Annotated in this window: 15 protein-coding genes; 12 read left to right on the top strand and 3 right to left on the bottom strand. The window is 69.6% G+C overall.

Annotation, left to right across the window (positions count from 1 at the left end):
* The first annotated feature begins 6 nt into the window (after window positions 1–6).
* Window positions 7–1,542: an aldehyde dehydrogenase family protein gene (locus tag ACTWQA_RS00815; RefSeq protein WP_443157379.1), complete on the top strand. Its 1,536-nt coding sequence runs from the start codon at window positions 7–9 to the stop codon at window positions 1,540–1,542.
* On the opposite strand, the gene ACTWQA_RS00810 is transcribed toward ACTWQA_RS00815, so the two are convergent.
* Window positions 1,539–1,883 carry a DUF6703 family protein gene (locus ACTWQA_RS00810; RefSeq protein ID WP_305920847.1) on the bottom strand — a complete coding sequence of 115 codons (345 nt, stop codon included), beginning with the start codon at window positions 1,881–1,883 and terminating at the stop codon, window positions 1,539–1,541. The two genes, ACTWQA_RS00815 and ACTWQA_RS00810, sit on opposite strands and share 4 nt — an antisense overlap.
* A 103-nt stretch (window positions 1,884–1,986) precedes the next feature.
* Here ACTWQA_RS00810 and ACTWQA_RS00805 point away from each other — a divergent pair, with 103 nt between their 5' ends.
* The 3 genes from ACTWQA_RS00805 to ACTWQA_RS00795 all read left to right on the top strand — a co-directional run bounded on the left by ACTWQA_RS00805 (window position 1,987) and on the right by ACTWQA_RS00795 (window position 7,301).
* The gene (locus ACTWQA_RS00805; RefSeq protein WP_305920846.1) at window positions 1,987–2,280 is read left to right on the top strand and encodes an antibiotic biosynthesis monooxygenase family protein; all 294 of its coding nucleotides are present in this window, start codon (window positions 1,987–1,989) and stop codon (window positions 2,278–2,280) included.
* 95 nt (window positions 2,281–2,375) lie between these two features.
* A complete protein-coding gene (locus ACTWQA_RS00800; RefSeq protein WP_443157378.1) occupies window positions 2,376–3,761 on the top strand; it encodes a glycine--tRNA ligase in 1,386 nt (461 codons plus the stop codon).
* Window positions 3,762–4,193: 432 nt separating this feature from the next.
* Window positions 4,194–7,301, top strand: coding sequence for a M14 family zinc carboxypeptidase (locus ACTWQA_RS00795; protein ID WP_443157377.1), 3,108 nt, complete (start codon window positions 4,194–4,196; stop codon window positions 7,299–7,301).
* 81 nt (window positions 7,302–7,382) lie between these two features.
* Here the strand turns inward: ACTWQA_RS00795 and ACTWQA_RS00790 are convergent, their stop codons facing one another.
* Window positions 7,383–8,300: a dienelactone hydrolase family protein gene (locus ACTWQA_RS00790; RefSeq protein ID WP_443157376.1), complete on the bottom strand. Its 918-nt coding sequence runs from the start codon at window positions 8,298–8,300 to the stop codon at window positions 7,383–7,385.
* 124 nt (window positions 8,301–8,424) lie between these two features.
* Between ACTWQA_RS00790 and ACTWQA_RS00785 the strand changes: the two genes are divergently transcribed.
* Genes ACTWQA_RS00785 through ACTWQA_RS00755 form a run of 7 tightly spaced genes read left to right on the top strand, consistent with a single transcriptional unit; the run spans window position 8,425 to window position 14,300 of the window.
* On the top strand, window positions 8,425–8,571 hold the full coding sequence (locus tag ACTWQA_RS00785; RefSeq protein ID WP_305920842.1) for a hypothetical protein: 147 nt from the start codon (window positions 8,425–8,427) through the stop codon (window positions 8,569–8,571).
* Entirely contained in the window at window positions 8,568–9,581 is a 1,014-nt protein-coding gene (locus ACTWQA_RS00780; RefSeq protein ID WP_443157375.1) for an AAA family ATPase, read from the top strand. Before ACTWQA_RS00785 ends, ACTWQA_RS00780 begins: the two co-directional genes overlap by 4 nt.
* Window positions 9,578–10,672 carry a DUF58 domain-containing protein gene (locus ACTWQA_RS00775; protein ID WP_443157374.1) on the top strand — a complete coding sequence of 365 codons (1,095 nt, stop codon included), beginning with the start codon at window positions 9,578–9,580 and terminating at the stop codon, window positions 10,670–10,672. Before ACTWQA_RS00780 ends, ACTWQA_RS00775 begins: the two co-directional genes overlap by 4 nt.
* Window positions 10,669–11,610: a VWA domain-containing protein gene (locus tag ACTWQA_RS00770; protein ID WP_443157373.1), complete on the top strand. Its 942-nt coding sequence runs from the start codon at window positions 10,669–10,671 to the stop codon at window positions 11,608–11,610. Before ACTWQA_RS00775 ends, ACTWQA_RS00770 begins: the two co-directional genes overlap by 4 nt.
* On the top strand, window positions 11,607–12,458 hold the full coding sequence (locus ACTWQA_RS00765; protein ID WP_443157372.1) for a S1C family serine protease: 852 nt from the start codon (window positions 11,607–11,609) through the stop codon (window positions 12,456–12,458). Before ACTWQA_RS00770 ends, ACTWQA_RS00765 begins: the two co-directional genes overlap by 4 nt.
* A 10-nt stretch (window positions 12,459–12,468) precedes the next feature.
* Window positions 12,469–13,134: a response regulator transcription factor gene (locus ACTWQA_RS00760; RefSeq protein ID WP_305920837.1), complete on the top strand. Its 666-nt coding sequence runs from the start codon at window positions 12,469–12,471 to the stop codon at window positions 13,132–13,134.
* The gene (locus tag ACTWQA_RS00755) at window positions 13,131–14,300 is read left to right on the top strand and encodes an ATP-binding protein (protein ID WP_443157371.1); all 1,170 of its coding nucleotides are present in this window, start codon (window positions 13,131–13,133) and stop codon (window positions 14,298–14,300) included. The genes ACTWQA_RS00760 and ACTWQA_RS00755 overlap by 4 nt, the downstream gene beginning before the upstream one ends.
* Here ACTWQA_RS00755 and ACTWQA_RS00750 read toward each other — a convergent pair.
* The gene (locus ACTWQA_RS00750; RefSeq protein ID WP_443157370.1) at window positions 14,292–15,644 is read right to left on the bottom strand and encodes a cytochrome b; all 1,353 of its coding nucleotides are present in this window, start codon (window positions 15,642–15,644) and stop codon (window positions 14,292–14,294) included. The genes ACTWQA_RS00755 and ACTWQA_RS00750 overlap by 9 nt on opposite strands.
* A gap of 230 nt (window positions 15,645–15,874) precedes the next feature.
* Here ACTWQA_RS00750 and ppdK point away from each other — a divergent pair, with 230 nt between their 5' ends.
* Window positions 15,875–18,511: a pyruvate, phosphate dikinase gene (ppdK, locus tag ACTWQA_RS00745; RefSeq protein WP_443157369.1), complete on the top strand. Its 2,637-nt coding sequence runs from the start codon at window positions 15,875–15,877 to the stop codon at window positions 18,509–18,511.
* Window positions 18,512–18,658: the final 147 nt, after the last annotated feature.

Here is an 18,658-nt window from a genome sequence, read left to right as displayed (position 1 = left end):
GGAGGGATGCACATGCGGCTCAAGCCGGGTACGGCCTGGCGGGACGCGTACGACCGCTGCTGTGCGGTGGCGCCCGAGGCCTTCCACGACGACCGCGTGCTCAACCACTGGGGCGGCGTCTGGCACCGTGACGGGCGCCCCGTGCCCGGTTTCTCGCCGCTGGACGGCACCGCCATCGCCGGGCCGCCCAGGCTCGACCGGGCCGGCGCGGGACGGGCGGTGGCCGGGGCGGCCGAGGAACACCGGCGCTGGCGGCACCTGCCGCTCGACGAGCGCAAGGCCATGGTCTCGGCCGCGGTCGACTCCATAGCGGCCCACCGCGACCTGCTGGCCCTGCTGCTGGTCTGGGAGATCGGCAAGCCGTGGAAGACGGCCTGCGCGGACGTGGACCGCTGCCTGGACGGGGTCCGGTGGTATGTGGCGGAGATCGACCGCATGGTCGCGGGACGCATGCCGCTGCCCGGGCCGGTCAGCAACATCGCCAGCTGGAACTATCCGATGAGCGTGCTCATGCACGCCATGCTCGTGCAGGCGCTGGCCGGCAACGCGGTCATCGCCAAGACCCCAACGGACGGCGGCCTGAGCTGCCTCACCCTCGCCTGCGCGCTCGCCGTACGGGAAGGGCTGCCGTTCACGCTGGTCAGCGGAGGCGGCTCGGAGTTGTCGCCCGTGCTGGTGGCGGGCCGCTCGCTCGGGTGCGTGTCTTTCGTCGGCGGCCGGAGCGCCGGGGCGAAGGTCGCCGGCTCCGTGGCCGACCTCGGGCGGCGGCACGTGCTGGAGCAGGAGGGGCTCAACTGCTGGGGTGTGTGGGACTACGGCGACTGGGAGCTGCTCACCCGGCAGATCCGGGCGTCGTTCGACTACGGTAAGCAACGTTGCACGGCCTATCCGCGGTTCGTGGTGCAGCGGTCGTTGTTCCACGAGTTCCTGCAGGCCTATCTGACGGCGGTCGGATCGCTGCGCTTCGGGCACCCGCTCGCCGTCGAAGATCCCGATGATCCGCTGCCGCAGCTGGACTTCGGCCCGCTGATCAACGCCTCGAAGGCCAAGGAACTGGCCGACCAGGTGGACGAGGCGATCGCCCGGGGCGGCGTCCCGGTCCACCGGGCGTCCCTCGACACCGGACATTTCCTTCCGGGGCAGGATATTTCCGCTTACTTCGCCCCGACGGCGCTCCTCAACCCGCCGCCCTCCTCGCCTCTCCACCACGCCGAGCCCTTCGGCCCGGTCGACACGATCGTGCTGGTGGACACCGAAGCGGAGCTGCTGGCCGCCATGAACGCCAGCAACGGCGCCCTCGTCGCCACCCTGTCCTGCGACGAGGAGGAGACCTTCCAGCGGCTGTCGTCCGAGGTGCGGTCCTTCAAGGTCGGCCACAACCGGCCGCGCTCACGAGGCGACCGCGACGAGCTCTTCGGCGGCCTCGGGGCGTCCTGGCGCGGCGCGTTCGTCGGCGGCGACCTCCTGGTCAGGGCCGTGACCGCAGGCCCGGACGCCGAACGCCTCCCGGGCAACTTCCCCCACTACACGCTGCTGCCCTAAATCAGGCCGAAGCGGGTCGCCGCGAGCAGGATCAGAAAGGTCATCATGGCGACCCGCACCAGCCTCCCGCCGATCCGCAGCGACGGCCAGGACAGATAGGCCAGCCACGCCACGAACGCCAGCACGACGAGTGCCGCCACCCCGCCCAGCGGATTGGTCACGGCGAACCCCACCAGCAACAGGACCACCAGCAGCACGGGCGCCACCCACCGGGGCACCTGCGTGAAGAGATAGGTCATCGGCACCGCGCTCCGCTGCTCCACGGCCTTGCGCAGCCCGGTCGCGCCCGGCGTGAAGAACCGCTCACCCTGAGGGAGCGGGCGCTTGTTGTTCGCAGCCACGCCCCGAGCCTACGGGACCCGCAGGCACGCCCGCGCGGAATGCGCCGGCGAACACCTCGCCTATGGGCCCGTAGTAGGCCTGCTTCGCCTCTAGGCTGGTCGCGTGCTCGCTGTGATCAGATACACCGTTCCAGAGTCCCAGTCCCAAGACTTCGTCAAGCAGGCCCACGCGATCCTCGAAACGTTCGCCACCCAGCCGGGCTACCAGCGTGGCCGGCTGGCCCGGTCGGTGGACGAGCCCAATCTGTGGGCGCTGGTCACCGAGTGGGAGGGAGCAGGGTTCTACCGCAGGGCGCTGTCCGCCGCCCGGATGGCGATGTATCCGCTGATGATCCTCATGGTCAACGAGCCCAGCGCGTACGAGGACGTCTACATTCAGGACGTAGAGGGCGCGTGACGAATTCTCGCGCGCGAGAACGTGCGACCGTCCCCTAAGCTGGGAGCTCACGAATTTCACTCGCCGACCTCCAGCCGGAAAGAGAACCAACCACAATGGCACGACGCACCGACGTCATGGACACCATCGTCAGCCTCGCCAAACGCCGCGGGCTCGTTTACCCGTCGAGCGAGATCTACGGCGGACTGCGCGCGTCGTGGGACTACGGTCCACTGGGTGTCGAGCTGAAGAACAACGTCAAGCGGCAGTGGTGGCTGTCGATGGTCCAGGCCCGCGAGGACATCGTCGGCCTCGACTCCTGCGTCATCCTGGCGCCCGAGGTGTGGCGGGCCAGCGGTCACGTCGACACCTTCACCGACCCGCTGACCGAGTGCCTGTCCTGCCACAAGCGGTTCCGGGCCGATCACCTCATCGAGGCCTACGAGGAGAAGAACGGCAAGACGCCCGAGGGCGGCCTGGCCGACATCACCTGCCCCAACTGCGGCAACAAGGGCACCTTCACCGAGCCGCGACAGTTCAGCGGTCTGCTCAAGACGTTCCTCGGCCCGGTCGAGGACGAGTCGGGTCTGGCCTTCCTGCGCCCCGAGACCGCGCAGGGCATCTTCATCAACTACCTCAACGTGCAGCAGTCCGCGCGCAAGAAGATCCCGTTCGGCATCGGCCAGATCGGCAAGTCGTTCCGCAACGAGATCACGCCGGGCAACTTCATCTTCCGCACCCGCGAGTTCGAGCAGATGGAGATGGAGTTCTTCGTCAAGCCGGGCACGGACGAGGAGTGGCACCAATACTGGATCGACGAGCGCTTCCGCTGGTATTCCGATCTCGGCATCAACAAGGACAACCTCCGGCTCTATGAGCACCCCAAGGAAAAGTTGTCCCACTACTCCAAGCGCACCGTCGACGTCGAATACCGGTTCAACTTCACCGGTTCGGAGTGGGGTGAGCTCGAAGGCATCGCCAACCGCACCGACTTCGACCTGGCCTCCCACTCCAAGGCGTCGGGCGTCGACCTCAGCTTCTTCGAGCAGGACACCGGCGAGCGCTACGTCCCCTACGTCATCGAGCCGGCGGCCGGCGTCGACCGGGCCACGCTGACGTTCCTGCTGGACGCCTACAGCGAGGACGAGGCGCCCAACGCCAAGGGCCAGATGGAGAAGCGCACGGTCATGCGGCTCGACCACCGGCTCGCCCCGGTCAAGGCCGCGGTGCTGCCGCTGTCGCGCAACACCGACCTGTCGCCGAAGGCCCGCGACCTGGCCGCGCAGCTGCGCCGCCGGTGGAACGTCGAGTTCGACGACGCGGGCGCCATCGGCCGCCGCTACCGGCGGCAGGACGAGATCGGCACGCCGTTCTGCATCACGGTCGACTTCGACACGCTGGAAGACCAGGCGGTGACGATTCGCGAGCGGGACAGCATGGCCCAGGAGCGCATCTCCATCGACGGCGTCGAGTCCTACCTGCGTCAGCACCTCAACGACTGATTTCTTGGAGTCGTGTTCGGCCGCCCGCCGTACTTTCGGCGGGCGGCCGCTTTTCCTGCAAAGGTCGTCCGCCGTACTTTCGGCGGGCAGCCGTTTCTCGTGCAAAGGCCGCCCGCCGTTTCGGCGCGCGGCCGTTTTTCGGGCAAAGGCCAGACCATCCTTTACGGCAGGCCACGCGGGCTCCTCCCGCCGCACTTCGGCTGAGGGCCCTCCAGGGGACGCTCCTCCGCCTCACCGGCGCGCCACCGTTACGCGCGCATGCTTGGCCGGCTCCGTGGTTCGACGGCGCCCATTCGCATGACTCTACGGAGCCGGACTCCGGCTGGATCAGGATTGACCGGATGTGGCCGTGATGATTGACAAGAGTCCGGCATACACGGAGATTGCGGGCAATCCCTAGCGGCATTCGGGGGCCGACTTCTCGGAGGCGCGATGAAGCGCATACTCGTCATGTTCGCCGGCATGCTCCTGTTACTCGGTTCGGTCACCGCACCCCCAGCCTCAGCGGTGCCGAAACCGGCAGGACCCGACGGTGTGTTCGTCTACACGGGCGAACTCACCGCCGACCAGATGGCCAGGCTCGTCGCGGCAGGCGTGGACCGCGAGGAGATGAGGATCGTCAAGCGGGCCGACGGCAAGGTCACCATCGAGGTGATCCTCGCCTCCGCGCTGGCCGACTCACTCGCCAAGCAAGGCATCACCCTCACCGCCCAGAACGCGAACAGGGCGCGGCTCGCGCAGAAGGGCGACGGGGTCTTCAAACGGTACGCGGGCGCGGGCGGCATCCGCGAGGAGATCATCGCCGCGGCCAACGCCAAGCCCGGCATCGCGAAGGTCGTCGACATCGGCAACAGCGTCAACGGCACGCCGATCACGGCGATCAAGCTGACCAAGGACGCGCGCAAGCTGCGTGACGGCAGCCGCCCGGCCATGCTGTATCTGGCGGCCCAGCACGCCCGTGAGTGGATCACGCCCGAGATGGTGCGGCGGCTGCTGCACCACTTCCTCAACGGCTACGGGAGCAACGCCCAGCTGACCCAGCTGGTGAACACCACGGAGCTGTGGTTCCTGCCGGTCGCCAACCCCGACGGCTACGACTACACCTTCACCCCCGACAACCGGCTGTGGCGCAAGAACCTGCGTGACAACGACGGCGACGGCCAGATCACCAGCAACGACGGCGTCGACAATAACCGCAACTTCGCCTACAAGTGGCGCTACGACGACGAGGGCTCCTCGAGTCTCCTCTCCAGCCAGACCTACCGCGGGCCGGCGGCACAGTCCGAGCCGGAGACCGTGGCGCTGGACAACCTCACCAAGCGGGTGCGGTTCACGTACATGCTGAACTACCACTCCGCGGCCATGCTGCTGCTGTACGGCATCGGCTGGCAGCAGGCCACCCCGTCGCCCGACGACCTGATCTTCGAGGCCCTGCTGGGCGACGACGCGAACCCGGCGGTCCCGACGTACGACCCGGACATCGGCGCCGAGCTCTACACCACCAACGGTGAGACCGACGGCCACATGACCAACCTGCGCGGCATCATGTCGATCACGCCCGAGATGTCCACGTGTGAGGCGGCGGCCGACCGCAACCCCAACGATGAGTGGACGCTCGCGGACTGCGCCGGCGGGCTCGGGTTCACCTTCCCCGACGACGAGGAGCTGATCCAGGAGGAGTTCACCATGAACATCCCCCTGGCGCTGGCCGCGGCCAAGACCGTGCACACGCCGGACAAGCCGGTCTCCGTGGTCGGGCGCACGGTGCCCGACTTCGCGCCGGACTCTTTCTCCGTCTCGTACGGCGACCCGCAGCCGGTGGCGGTCACCGCCCGCCGGTCGCTGCTCGGCAAGGTGCTGCGCTTCCGCATCAACGGCGGCCCGACGCAGACCAGGGCGCTCAGCGAATGGAAGGGCGGCGAGCGGTACGGCGGCGAGAACGACCTGTACTTCGCCGAGTACCGCGGCACCGTGAGCGGGGCGAAACCGGGTGACAAGGTCGAAGTCTGGTTCCAGGGCTTCAAGCCGGGCGCCGGCATCGTCTCCAGCTCACACTTCACCTACACGCTGGCCAAGGACTCCGCGGCCAAGGTGCTGGTGATCGCCAACGAGGACTACACGGGCTTCAACCCGGACTACCCGCCTTCGGTGACCGCGCCCAAGTACGCCGCGACGTACCAGCAGGCGCTCAAGTCCGCCGGGTACGCGTCCGAGACGTGGGACGTGGACTCCCAGGGCGTGCCGCACCACCTGGGCGTGTTGTCGCACTTCAAGGGACTGGTGTGGGAGCTGGGCGACAACCGGCTGTCCATGGATCAGCAGGACGTGGTCACCGTCACCCCGCTCGGCAACCTTCCCGACGCCGACGTCAAGCCGTCGCAGCAGTATCTGACGATCGCCATCCGCGACTACCTCAACGAGGGAGGCAAACTCCTCTACACCGGCGAGACAGCCGCGTACTACGGCATTCTCGACACCATCGTCGGCGGCATCTACTACGGCATCGACGGCAACCCGGACGGCGACTGCGTCGTCACCACCATCCAGGGCCTGTTCGACGAGTGCCTGCTGCTGGCAGACGACTTCACGCAGTACTACTTGGGTGTAGGCGGCCGTATCCCGCGCGAGAACCCCGCCGGCTTCACCGGCACGGGCCCGCTGGCCGGGACGAGCGGCACGTTCGGCGGGCCGGCCACCGCCGCCAACCCGGTGGACGAGGCCGGGGTGCTGCTGCCCATGGGCACGGACTTCCCGCGCTTCACGGGCACGCCGGCGGCCGACTACCAGCTCGGCACCCCAGGGCCGTTCGACCCGATCGAGGGGGAGTGGTACATCAGGGGCTCGCACGCCGACGATTCCTACATGCGGCTGACCAGGACGATCAACCTGGGCTCCGTGCCCGCGGCGCAGCAGCCGCGGCTGGCGTTCCAGCTGTCCTTCGACACCGAGCCCGGGTACGACAACGTCATCGTCGAGGCCCACACGGTCGGCCAGGACAACTGGACGACGCTGCCGGACCTCAACGGCGGCACGGACACCACGGTGCCGACGGAGTGCGAGGCCGGGTTCCTCCTGGAGGAGCACCCCTGGCTGCTGCACTACCTGACGCCGGGCAACCCCTGCACGGCGACCGGGACCAGCGGCTCGTGGAACCGGTTCACCGAGAACTCAGGCGGCTGGCAGCAGGTGGCCTTCGACCTGTCCGCGTACGCGGGGCAGCAGGTCGAGGTGTCGATCAGCTACGTGACCGACCCGTCCACCGGCGGGGTGGGCGCGTTCGTGGATGACACCCGGGTCACCACCACCGGCGGCACTCTGGACGCCGAGGGCTTCGAGAGCGGGCTCGGCCCGTGGGCGATCCCCGGACCTCCGGCGGGCAGCCCGACCGGATCCGGCGACTTCGTCCGGGCACAGGCCGACAAGACGGCGGCCGTGACCACCAAGGACACGGTGCTGCTCGGATTCGGACTGGAGCAGCTGGGCAACGACGGCGCGCGGAACGCGACCTTGAAGAAGGTGATGAAGTATCTGATCGGCTGATCCGGGCATGATGGACGGCCACCTCCTGAGTGGAGGTGGCCGCCCTATGGTGACCGGCTCCTCTTGCGGAGGGCCGGGTGATCAGGACAGGTGGCGGCCGAACCAGTCCAGGACCCGCTCGTACGCCTGAGAAGCCGCCTGCGCGTTGTACCGCTGTCCCGTGTCGTTGAAGAACGCGTGCCCCACGCCGGGGAACGTCACGATCTCGTGCGTCAGCCCGGCCTTCTGCAGGGCGGCCTCGGCGGCGTCCCTGGTGGCGTTCACCCGGTCGTCCTGCTCGGCGTACACCCCGAGGACGGCGGCCTTGGTGCCGGCCATGTCGGCGTTGTCCGGCAGCGGCCCGTAGAACGGCACGGCGGCGGCCAGGCGGGGCTCGGCGGACGACAGCAGCAACCACGTCATCCCGCCGCCGAAGCAGAAGCCCGTCATGCCGAGCTTCGCCCCTTCGGCCCGCCGGCCCAGCTCGCCCACCGCGGCCTTCATGTCGGCCACGAACCGCTCGGGCTGGATCTCCCCGAGCTTGGCGGTGGCCTGCGCGGTGTCGGCGAACGAAGCGGTGCCGCCCTCCCGCGACAGCAGGTCGAGGGCCAGGGCCGAATAGCCGCTCGCGGCCAGGCGGCCGGCGACCGAGCGGATGTGGTCGGTGAGGCCGCGGTTCTCATGGATCACCAGGACGGCGCCCTTGGCGTCGCCTTCGGCGGCCGCCCACGCGGCCTGCAACGTCGTGCCCTCGGGCCCGGCGAATGTGGTCGCCTCCGTCGGCAGCGGCGAGGGCCCCGCCGGGCTCGCCGTCGTGGGGGCGGGAGCGGGCGTGGTCGCCGCCGCCGTGGTGGGCGCGGCGGCCTCCTCGGGAGCGCCGCAGGCCGCCAGGAGGGCGGTGGCGGCGGGCAGTCTCAGGCCCAGCAGTGCGAGCCGCCGCAGCGCCTCGCGGCGGGGGATGAGGCCGTCCGCGTGGTCGTGGGCCACCTCTTCGGCGAGGTAGCGCTGGATGGGCGTCATGCCGGAGGTCTATCCTGCCCAACCGAAAAATCGTGTAAAGGCGAGGGTTACGCCGGTTTTCGCGGTCGTCTGATGACATGCCTTCTAAGCCCGATATGAGGCCAATACGAGGGACAAGGAAACCATGCGTACATCACGTTTCGCTGTTGTGCTGCTGGCCGTAGGCGCAGCGCTGATGACGGGGAGCGCCGCGTTCGCCGAACCCGAGCCGAGCGCGCTGGAGCTACGCGTCGTCATGGACGACTGCCCCCTGACGGAAACCCAGCCATGACGGAACACGCGCTCCTGGAAAGGGCGCTGTTCGAGGTCAAGCGGGTGATCGTCGGGCAAGATCATATGGTCGAGCGGCTGCTCGTGGCGGTGCTCGCCAAGGGGCACTGCCTGCTCGAAGGCGTGCCCGGCATCGCCAAGACGCTCGCCGCCGAGACCATGGCCTCCGTGGTCGGCGGCACGTTCGCGCGTATTCAGTTCACGCCCGACCTGGTGCCCTCCGACATCGTCGGCACCAGGATCTACCGGCCCTCGACCGAGAGCTTCGACATCGAGCTCGGCCCGGTCATGGCCAACCTGCTGCTCGCCGACGAGATCAACAGGGCGCCCGCGAAGGTGCAGTCGGCCCTGCTGGAGATCATGGCCGAGCGGCAGGTCAGCATCGGCGGCGTCACCCATGACGTGCCGACGCCGTTCCTGGTGCTGGCCACGCAGAACCCGATCGAGTCCGAAGGCGTCTACCACCTGCCCGAGGCGCAGCGCGACCGCTTCCTCATGAAGATCGACGTGGACTATCCCAGCGAATCGGAGGAGCTGGCGATCGTCTACCGCATGAGCGTGGACCCGCCCACGCCCCAGCAGATCCTCGACCCCGCCCGCGTCATCGCGCTGCAGCGGCGGGCCGAGGAGGTCTTCGTGCACCACGCGGTCGCCGAGTACGCCGTCCGCCTCGTCTACGCCACCCGCGACCCCGACCGGTACGGGGTGCAGGACGTGCGGCGGCTGCTGGCGTTCGGCGCGAGCCCCAGGGCCACGCTCGGCCTGCTGGCCGCCGGCCGGGCGCTGGCGCTGCTGCGGGGACGCGACTACGTGCTGCCGGAGGACGTACGGGACCTGGCGCACGACGTCATGGCCCATCGGCTGGTGCTCTCCTTCGACGCGCTGGCCGACGGCGTGCTGCCCCGGCAGATCGTCGACCGGGTGCTGGCCGCCGTGCCGCTGCCGGTCATCGCCCCGCAGCAGCACGACGGGCAGCCCCAGATGCCCCACCAGCAGGAAGCCGTGGCATGAAGCCGTATCTGATGGCAGAGCCCGCGCTGCGCAGGCTCGAGCTGACGATCACCAGGAGGCTGGATGGACTGCTCCAGGGCGAACACCTGGGGCTGCTGCCAGGTCCCGGGAGCGAGCCGGCGGAGACCAGGCCGTATCAACCGGACGACGATGTGCGGCGGATGGACTGGAACGTCACCGCCCGCACGAACGTGCCCCACGTGCGCGACCTGGTCGCCGACCGGGAGCTGGAGATCTGGGCCCTGCTCGACGCCACCGCCAGCATGGACTTCGGCACCGCGGCGATGGAGAAGCGGGAGCTGGCCCTGTCCGCGCTGGCCGCGGTCGGCTTCCTCACCCAGCGGACCGGCAACCGCATCGGCACCCACATGCTGCATGGCGGCGGCGTCAGGACGCTGCCCGCCAGGACGGGCCGGCCGCACCTGATGGCCGTGCTGCAGGCCGCGTTCGGGCTGCCCCGTACGCCGCCGGGGGTGGCCGAGCCGCTGCTCGGTGTGGCGGCCGAGCAGCTGGGCCGGGTGGTGCGCCGGCGCGGCCTGATGGTCGTCGTGTCCGACTTCCTGGACCCTCCCGAGACGTGGGAGCTGCCGCTGCGCAAGCTCACCGCCCGGCACCAGGTGCTGGCCGTGGAGGTGCTCGACCCGCGCGAGCTGACCCTGCCGAACGTCGGGATCCTGACGCTGATCGACCCGGAGAGCGGGCGGCGGCGCGAGGTCTCGACCGCCAGCGCGCGGCTGCGGCGCAGGTACGCCGAGGCGGCGGCCGGGCAACGCGACGCCATCGCGCAGGCGATGCGCCGGGCCGGGGCCACCCACCTGCGGCTGCGTACGGACCGGGACTGGGTACGCGACCTGGTCAAGCACGTCATGAGACAGCGCCGCCTGGCCACGCTGGCCGCCAGCCCGGCACTCCCCGCGCGCCCGCCGACCCCGACCCCGGGTGAACCCAGTGCGGGCGGGCCCAGTGCGGGTGGCCCCAGTGCGGGTGGCCCCAGTGCGGGTGGCCCCAGTGCGGGTGGCCCCAGTGCGGGCGGTCCGAGTGTGGGCGGGCCCGCCACGGGTGGTCCACCCGGAGGAGGTGATGCGGCATGACCTTGCTCGCACCCATCTGGTTGCTGCTGCTCATCCCCGTGGCCCTGCTCGCCGTCACCTACGTGATCGTGCAGCTGCGGCGCAGCGCGTACGCCGTCCGCTTCACCAACCTCGACCTGCTCGACAAGGTCGCGCCGAGAGGGCCGGGATGGCGGCGGCACCTGCCCGCGGCGGCGCTGCTGCTGATGTTCGCCCTGCTCGTGGTGGGTTTCGCCCGGCCGCAGGCCGAGGTCACGGTGCCCAGGGAACGCGCGACGATCATGGTGGCGTTCGACGTGTCCGCGTCGATGGGCGCCACCGACGTCTCCCCGAACCGCTTCGAGGCGGCCAAGCAGGCGGCCAGGCAGTTCGTGCGGGGCCTGCCGGAGCGGTTCAACCTGGGCCTGGTGTCGTTCTCGTCGAACGCCTCGATCGCCGTGCCGCCGACCACGGACCGGCAGGCGGTGCTGATGGCGATCGACCGGCTCAGCATGGACTCCGGCACCGCGATCGGCGAGGCGGTCTACTCCTCGCTGGAGGCCATCGCCTCGCTCGACTCGCAGGAGGAGGCGCCGCCCGCGCACATCGTGCTGCTGTCGGACGGCTCCAACACCACCGGCCGCACGGTCACCGACGCCGCGGCGGAGGCGGCACACCGGGGCGTCCCGGTCACCACCATCGCCTACGGCACGCCCGACGGCACCATCAACCTCTCTGGGCGCGAGGTCCCGGTGCCGGTGGACGGCCCGGCGCTGCGCGGCATGGCGGAGGCGGCGGGCGGCGGCTTCTACGAGGCGGCGAGCGGCGACGAGCTGCAGGCGGTCTACGACGACATCGGCACCTCGGTCGGCTTCCGGACCGAGCGTCAGGAGGTATGGCAGTGGTTCGTGGCGGCGGGCCTGATCTTCGCGTTGATCGCGGCGGTGACGTCGATGCTGTGGTTCTCGAGGCTCCCGTGAGGGGGCTGGGCAACCCGCGCGGGCCGGAGTTCGTCACCCTGCCGGTGGAGGACCGCCCCGGCGTCACGGCTCCGCAGGGGGCCAGAACGGCCCCGACGACACCCAAGGCCCCGCCCAGGGGACGCCTGCTGGTGGCCGCCGCGCTGGTCGCGGCGGTCGCCGGGGCGACGGCGGGCGTGGCGGGGGCCCGGCTCTTCGAAAGGTCCGAGCCGGCCCCCGCCGCTGCCGCCCTCCCCAGAGTGGCGCCCGCCCCCTCGGCGAGCCTCGGCGGACTCAGCGCGACGGCGGCCCGCGTGCTGCCCAGCGTGGTGTCGGTGGAGGTCGGCCGGGGCGGCGGATCGGGGTTCGTGGTGGACGATCGCGGCCACATCCTCACCAACGCGCACGTGGTGCAGGGCTCCGACCAGGTGACCGTGATACTCAACGACGGCCGCCGGCTGTCGGCCCAGGTGATCGGCGAGGACGACGACGAGGACCTGGCCGTGCTGGAGGTGTCGTACCCGGGCGACCTGACACCCGCCATGCTCGGCAGGTCGGGGGATCTGGCGGTCGGCGACCAGGTGCTCGCGATCGGCTCGCCCCTGGGCCTGTCGGGCACGGTCACCGCCGGCATCGTCAGCGCGCTGGACCGCGAGGTGCGGCTGGGCGGCGCCCCGCGGACGGCCGTGCAGACGGACGCGTCGATCAACCCGGGCAACTCGGGCGGCCCGCTGGTGAACGCCCGGGGTGAGGTCGTCGGCGTGAACACCGCGATCGCGGCCGGGCGGGGCGGCGGCAACATCGGCATCGGCTTCGCCATCCCCATCGACCGGGCCGCTCCCATCGCGGAACGCATCATCCGAAACTAGGGTCCAAGGCATGCGACTGCTTGTGGTGGAGGACGAGGAGGACCTGGTCGAGGCGTTGCGCGTCGGCCTCATCCGCGCGGGATACGCGGTGGACGTCTCCTATGACGCGCCGTCCGCGCACGAGAAGCTGCAGGTCAACACGTACGACCTGGTCCTGCTCGACCTGAACCTGCCCGGTGGCGACGGCTTCCAGCTGTGCCGCACCGTACGCGCCGCGGGCAAGGGCGTGCGGATCATCATGGTCACCGCCCGCGACCGGCTGGACGATCGCGTCCGCGGGCTCGACGAGGGTGCCGACGACTACCTGGTCAAGCCGTTCGCGTTCCCCGAGCTGCTGGCCAGGGTCCGTGCGCTGCTGCGCAGGGACTCCGGCGGCGGGACCTCGGTGATCCAGGTGGGCAGGCTGCGGATCGACACGGCGCGGCTCGAGGTCACGCTGGACGGCAGGTCGCTGGCGCTCACCCCCAAGGAGTACGGCGTCCTGCACTACCTCATGACCCGGCCGGGCCACGTCGTGTCCACCGAGGAACTGCTCGAACACGTCTGGGACGAGCACGCCGACCCGTTCACCAACACCGTCCGCGTCACGGTCGGCAACTTGCGCCGCAAGCTGCAGGAGGAGGGCCTCATCGAGACGGTGATCAGCCGAGGCTACCGGCTCAAGGAGCCGACATGATCCACACCATCCGCTTCCGGCTCACCGTGCTCTACTCGGGCCTGCTGTTCGTGCTGGCCGCGCTCGTGCTCGGCGGGATCTACTACGCGGTCTCCAAGACGACCGACCAGCGCCCGTACACCACGGAGTACGCCAAGGTGTACAACGACGGGCGGTATGTCGACAAGCGCCCGGTCGTCTTCGTTGAAGAGGTGGAGAACGCCATCAACGTCCGGACGATGACCACGCTGCGCGACTACTCGCTCTACACCCTGGCCGGGCTCTACGTCGCCAGCCTGGGCATCGGCTGGGTGCTGTCCGGCCGCGTGCTGCGCCCGGTCCGGTCGATCACCCGTACCACGGAGGACATCCAGGCCACGGACCTGAAGCGGCGCATCAACCTGAACGGGCCGAGCGACGAGCTGAAGGACCTGGCCGACACCATCGACAAGATGCTCGACCGCCTGGAGGAGGCGTTCCGGACGCAGCGCCAGCTCATCGACGACGCCTCGCACGAGCTGCGCAGCCCGCTGACCATCATCCGGGCGAACGTGGACGCCGTGCTCGCCGACCCCGACGCCAGCGAAGCGGAGCGGGCCAGGGCCGTGGCCATCGTGGACCGCGCGACCACCCGCATGACCAGGCTGGTGGAGGATCTGCTGGCCAGCGCCAGGCGGCAGGGCGGCGCGTTCGCCGACTCCGACCTCGAATTGTCCCGGGTGGCGGGGGAAGCGTGCGAGGAGTACACGGCCCCGGCCGCCGCGCGCGACCTGACGATCACCCGCGACCTGGGGCGCGGCCTGGAGATGATCGGCGACTCCGACGCACTGCGCCGCGCGGTCGCGAACCTGCTCTCGAACGCCGTGCGGCTCTCACCCCCCGGCGGCACGATCAGGGTCGCGTCAGGCCGCTCGGACGGCTGGTTGTGGGTCGCGGTCCGGGACAACGGCCCGGGACTGCGTGAGGCCGACCAGGAGCGCGTGTTCGACCGGTTCTGGCGCGGCGAGCCCAGCCGCCGTGACCGCCACACGGGCCTCGGCCTGGCGATCGTGCGGCAGATCGTGGAGTCGCACGGCGGCCGGGTCGCGGTGTTCTCCCGGCTCGGGGAGGGGGCGACGTTCGTGTTGTGGCTCCCGCCGCGCGACGGCGTGCCCGGCTTGCCGCCCGATCACAACCCGCTACGCTGACCGCCTCCGGCAGATGGCGCGGGTGACGAGGAAGGCCACCACCGGCAGCACGAACACGGCCACCCGCAGCCCCAGGATGATCGTCTCGTAGGTGGCGGGCGGAACCGTCAGCAACGCCGGCGGAGCAGGCGGCGGCTGCGGGAACCCGGGCGCGGAGCGCATCACAGGCGGGATCTCCGAGACCCACATCCCCGCCCACAACACGGTGAAGAACGTGATGACCGCGACGCCCAGGGCCGTCCGCACCGGCGCCTGCGACGGCCGGTCCAGCAGCTGGTGATGATCCCCGTCGCCGGTGAAACGCCGCTCCAGGAACGGATAGAGCAGCAGCACGCCGAAGAACACCGTCAGGATCAGCGGCGCCACCCACAGCCCTGGCTGGAGCACGTACCCGCCGACGACGATCTCCCATCCCGGGACCAGCCGCTGCGCGCCGTCCAGCACCCCGAAATACCAGAACGGCTGCGCCGACACCGGATAGCCGCCGGGGTTGTATTCTCCGTGCTCCCACACCGGGTTGACCCTCGCGAACGTGGCCAGCGCCGCGATCGCCCCGATCGTGAACAGCGCGGTGGCCCCGTTCTTGATCGCGAAGTATGGGAAGAACGGCCCACCGGTCACGGTGCCCTCACCGGCGGCGGTGGCCCGCCTCTCGGTATGCTTCTGCCGCCAGGTCAGGACCAGCGCGTGCAGCGGCACCAGCGCCAGCAGGATCCCCGGCACCAGCAGCACGTGCGTGACGAAGATCCGCGGCATGACGTCGCCCGGGAACCCGCCGTCGAACGCGAACGCCGACAGATACGTCCCCACCAGCGGAATCGACAGCAACACTCCCTGCGCCTGCCGCAGCCCCGTCATCGCGAGCTGGTCGCCGGGCAGCGACACGCCCAGGAACGACTCGAAGAGCACCAGCCCGAACAGCACCACCCCGAGCATCCACGTCAGCTCCCGCGGCTTCCTGAACGCGCCGGTGAAGAAGACCCGGCACAGGTGGGCCACGATCGCCAGCACGAACACGGTCGCCGACCAATGATGCAGCTGCCGCATCAGCAGCCCACCCCGCACCTCCAAGCTGATCTCCACGGCGGAGCCGAAAGCCACGTTCGGGTCGGGCTTGTAGAACAACGTCAGGAACGTCCCGGTGAGCACCAGCATCACGAACGAGTACAGCGCCAGCTCGCCCAGCAGGAACGACCAGTGGCTGGGGAAGAGTTTGCGCAGCTGTGGCCGGAACCAGCGCGCGAAGGGTAGCCGATCGTCCAGATAGATCGCCGCGTCGCGGGCCGTCTTTGCCGAACCGGCGACGATGCGGGCGCGCCTCTTGGGCTTGGTAGGAGTGGCCATGGGGGCCTCCTGGCGGGGGTGTGATCCGATTCTGCACCGGCCCTCGCCCTTTCACAAGAATTGGTGTAAACCAATTGGTATAAACCAATCTTGAACTGTCCGGCCATAAAATTGGATTAGACCTGTTGTACGGCTGTCACCAGCACAAACACCGATATAGGAGGGGAGTGCAGTTTCATCATCAATTCCACCGGTAGAGTCCGGGGCAGAGGCGTTGGATTGGAGCTGCGGTGGCCAAGCACGTTTACGATTTCACCGAGGGCAACAGGAATCTCAAAGATCTTCTCGGCGGTAAAGGCGCGAACCTCGCTGAGATGACCAATCTCGGGCTGCCCGTTCCCCATGGATTCACGATCACCACTGAGGCGTGCCGCCACTATCTGGCGGCCGGCGCCATGCCGGACGGCCTGGAGCAGGAGGTCGCCGGGCATCTGGACGCACTCGAGAAGAAGATGGGCAGGAAGCTCGGGCAGGCCGACGATCCGCTCCTGGTGAGCGTGCGGTCCGGGGCGAAGTTCTCCATGCCGGGCATGATGGAGACGGTCCTCAACATCGGCCTCAACGACGAGTCCGTGCACGGCCTGGCCAAGCAGGCCGGCGGCAACGAGCGGTTCGCCTGGGACTCCTACCGCAGGCTCATCCAGATGTTCGGCAAGACCGTGCTCGGCATCGACGGCGAGCTGTTCGAGCGTGCTCTCGACGAGCTCAAGGGCAGGCGTCAGGACACCGACCTGGACGCGGACGAGCTGCAGCGCCTGGTGGAGACGTACAAGGGGATCGTGCGGGAGCAGACCGGCAAGGACTTCCCGACCGACCCGCGCGAGCAGATGCGCCTGGCCGTCATGGCCGTCTTCGACTCCTGGAACGCCCCGCGCGCCATCCTCTACCGCCGCCAGGAACGCATCCCCGCCGACCTCGGCACCGCCGTCAACATCATGGCCATGGTCTTCGGCAATTACGGCGACGACTCCGGCACCGGCGTGGCCTTCACCCGCGACCCCGGGTCCGGCCGGCAGGGCATCTACGGCGACTACCTGCAGAACGCCCAGGGTGAGGACGTGGTGGCGGGCATCCGCAACACGATCCCGCTGGAGGACCTCGAGCGCATCGACAAGCACTCCTATGACGAGTTGATCGGCATCATGGAGACGCTCGAGACGCACTACAAGGACCTGTGCGACATCGAGTTCACGATCGAGCACGGCAAGTTGTGGATGTTGCAGACGCGGGTCGGCAAGCGGACCGCGGCGGCCGCGTTCTGCATCGCCACCCAGCTCGTCGACCAGGGACTGATCACCCTCGACGACGCCGTCACCCGGGTCACCGGCGACCAGCTGGCCCAGCTCATGTTCCCCCGCTTCGACGGGGGCGCCGACAAGAAGAAGATCGCCAAGGGCATGAACGCCTCCCCGGGCGCCGCCGTCGGCAAGGCCGTCTTCTCCTCCGAACGGGCGGTGGAGCTGAGCGGGCAGGGTGAGGACGTCATCCTCGTCCGCCGCGAGACCAACCCCGACGACCTGTCCGGCATGATCGCCGCCAAGGGCATCCTGACCAGCCGCGGCGGCAAGACCTCCCACGCCGCCGTGGTGGCCCGCGGCATGGGCAAGACGTGCGTGTGCGGCGCGGAGGAGCTCGACGTCAACACCCGTGAGGGGAGCTTCACGGCGCCCGACGGGGTGGTCGTGTCGGAAGGCGACGTGATCTCCATCGACGGCACGACCGGCGAGGTGTTCCTCGGCGAGGTCCCGGTGGTCCCCTCGGCCGTGGTGGAGTACTTCGAGGGCGCCGAGCCCGGCGACGAGCTCGTCAAGGCCGTGGATCGCATCATGCGGCGCGCTGACGAGGCCCGCCGGCTGAGCGTGCGGGCCAACGCCGACACCCCGGACGACGCCGCCCGCGCCCGCCGCTTCGGCGCGCGGGGCATCGGCCTGTGCCGTACCGAGCACATGTTTCTGGGTGAGCGCCGGCAGTTGGTCGAGGACCTGGTCCTGGCGGCCACGGACGAGGAACGTCAGACGGCGCTCGACGCGCTGGAGCCTCTCCAGAAGTCCGACTTCATCGGGATATTTGAGGCTATGGGGGGCGATCCTGTCACCATTCGCCTGATCGACCCGCCCCTGCACGAGTTCCTGCCCGACATCGTGGACTTGTCCGTCAAGGTCGCCACATCGAATGACGTCACGGACAAGGACCGCAAGCTCCTGGCCGCGGTCAGGCGCCTCCACGAGCAGAACCCGATGCTCGGCCTGCGCGGCGTGCGCCTCGGCCTGGTGATCCCCGGCCTGTTCGCGATGCAGGTGCGGGCGATCGCCCAGGCCGCCAAGGAGGTCCCCGGCGCGCGCCCGGAGATCATGATTCCGCTGGCGGCGGCCGTACAGGAGCTGGAGTCGGTACGCGAGGAAGCGGCCAAGATCCTGGCGGAGGTGGGCGTCGAGGCCCTGATCGGCACCATGATCGAGGTACCGCGCGCGGCCCTGACGGCCGGCCAGATCGCCGAGGCCGCCGAGTTCTTCTCCTTCGGCACCAACGACCTGACCCAGATGGCCTGGGGCTTCTCCAGGGACGACGTGGAGTCGTCGTTCTTCCACCGTTACCTGGACCTGGGCATCTTCGGCGTCTCCCCGTTCGAGACCCTGGACAGGGAGGGCGTGGGCCGCCTCATCAAGATCGCCGTCGAGGAGGGCCGGGCCGCGAGGCCGGATCTGCACCTGGGCATCTGCGGCGAGCACGGGGGCGACCCCGACTCGGTCCACTTCTGCCACGAGGTGGGCCTGGACTACGTCTCGTGCTCCCCGTTCCGGATCCCGGTGGCCCGCCTGGAGGCCGGCCGCGCCGCCCTCAGTGACACCGACTCCGACACTCGCTGAAACCAGGACTCGGGTGGGCTGTCGGGAGCCCGCCCGAGTGGCACGCCCCCGCCGAGGATCGCCACCGTGGTGGACAATCCTGACATTTTAGTCTGGACAATTCCCGCCTATAGAAGGGGACAGTTCTGATATAAACTGGCGGACGAT

The organism is Nonomuraea sp. 10N515B (assembly GCF_052245915.1).
Taxonomy (GTDB): domain Bacteria; phylum Actinomycetota; class Actinomycetes; order Streptosporangiales; family Streptosporangiaceae; genus Nonomuraea.
The sequence above is the reverse complement of the archived record's forward strand: the minus strand, read 5'-3'. Positions and strand labels throughout refer to the sequence as shown.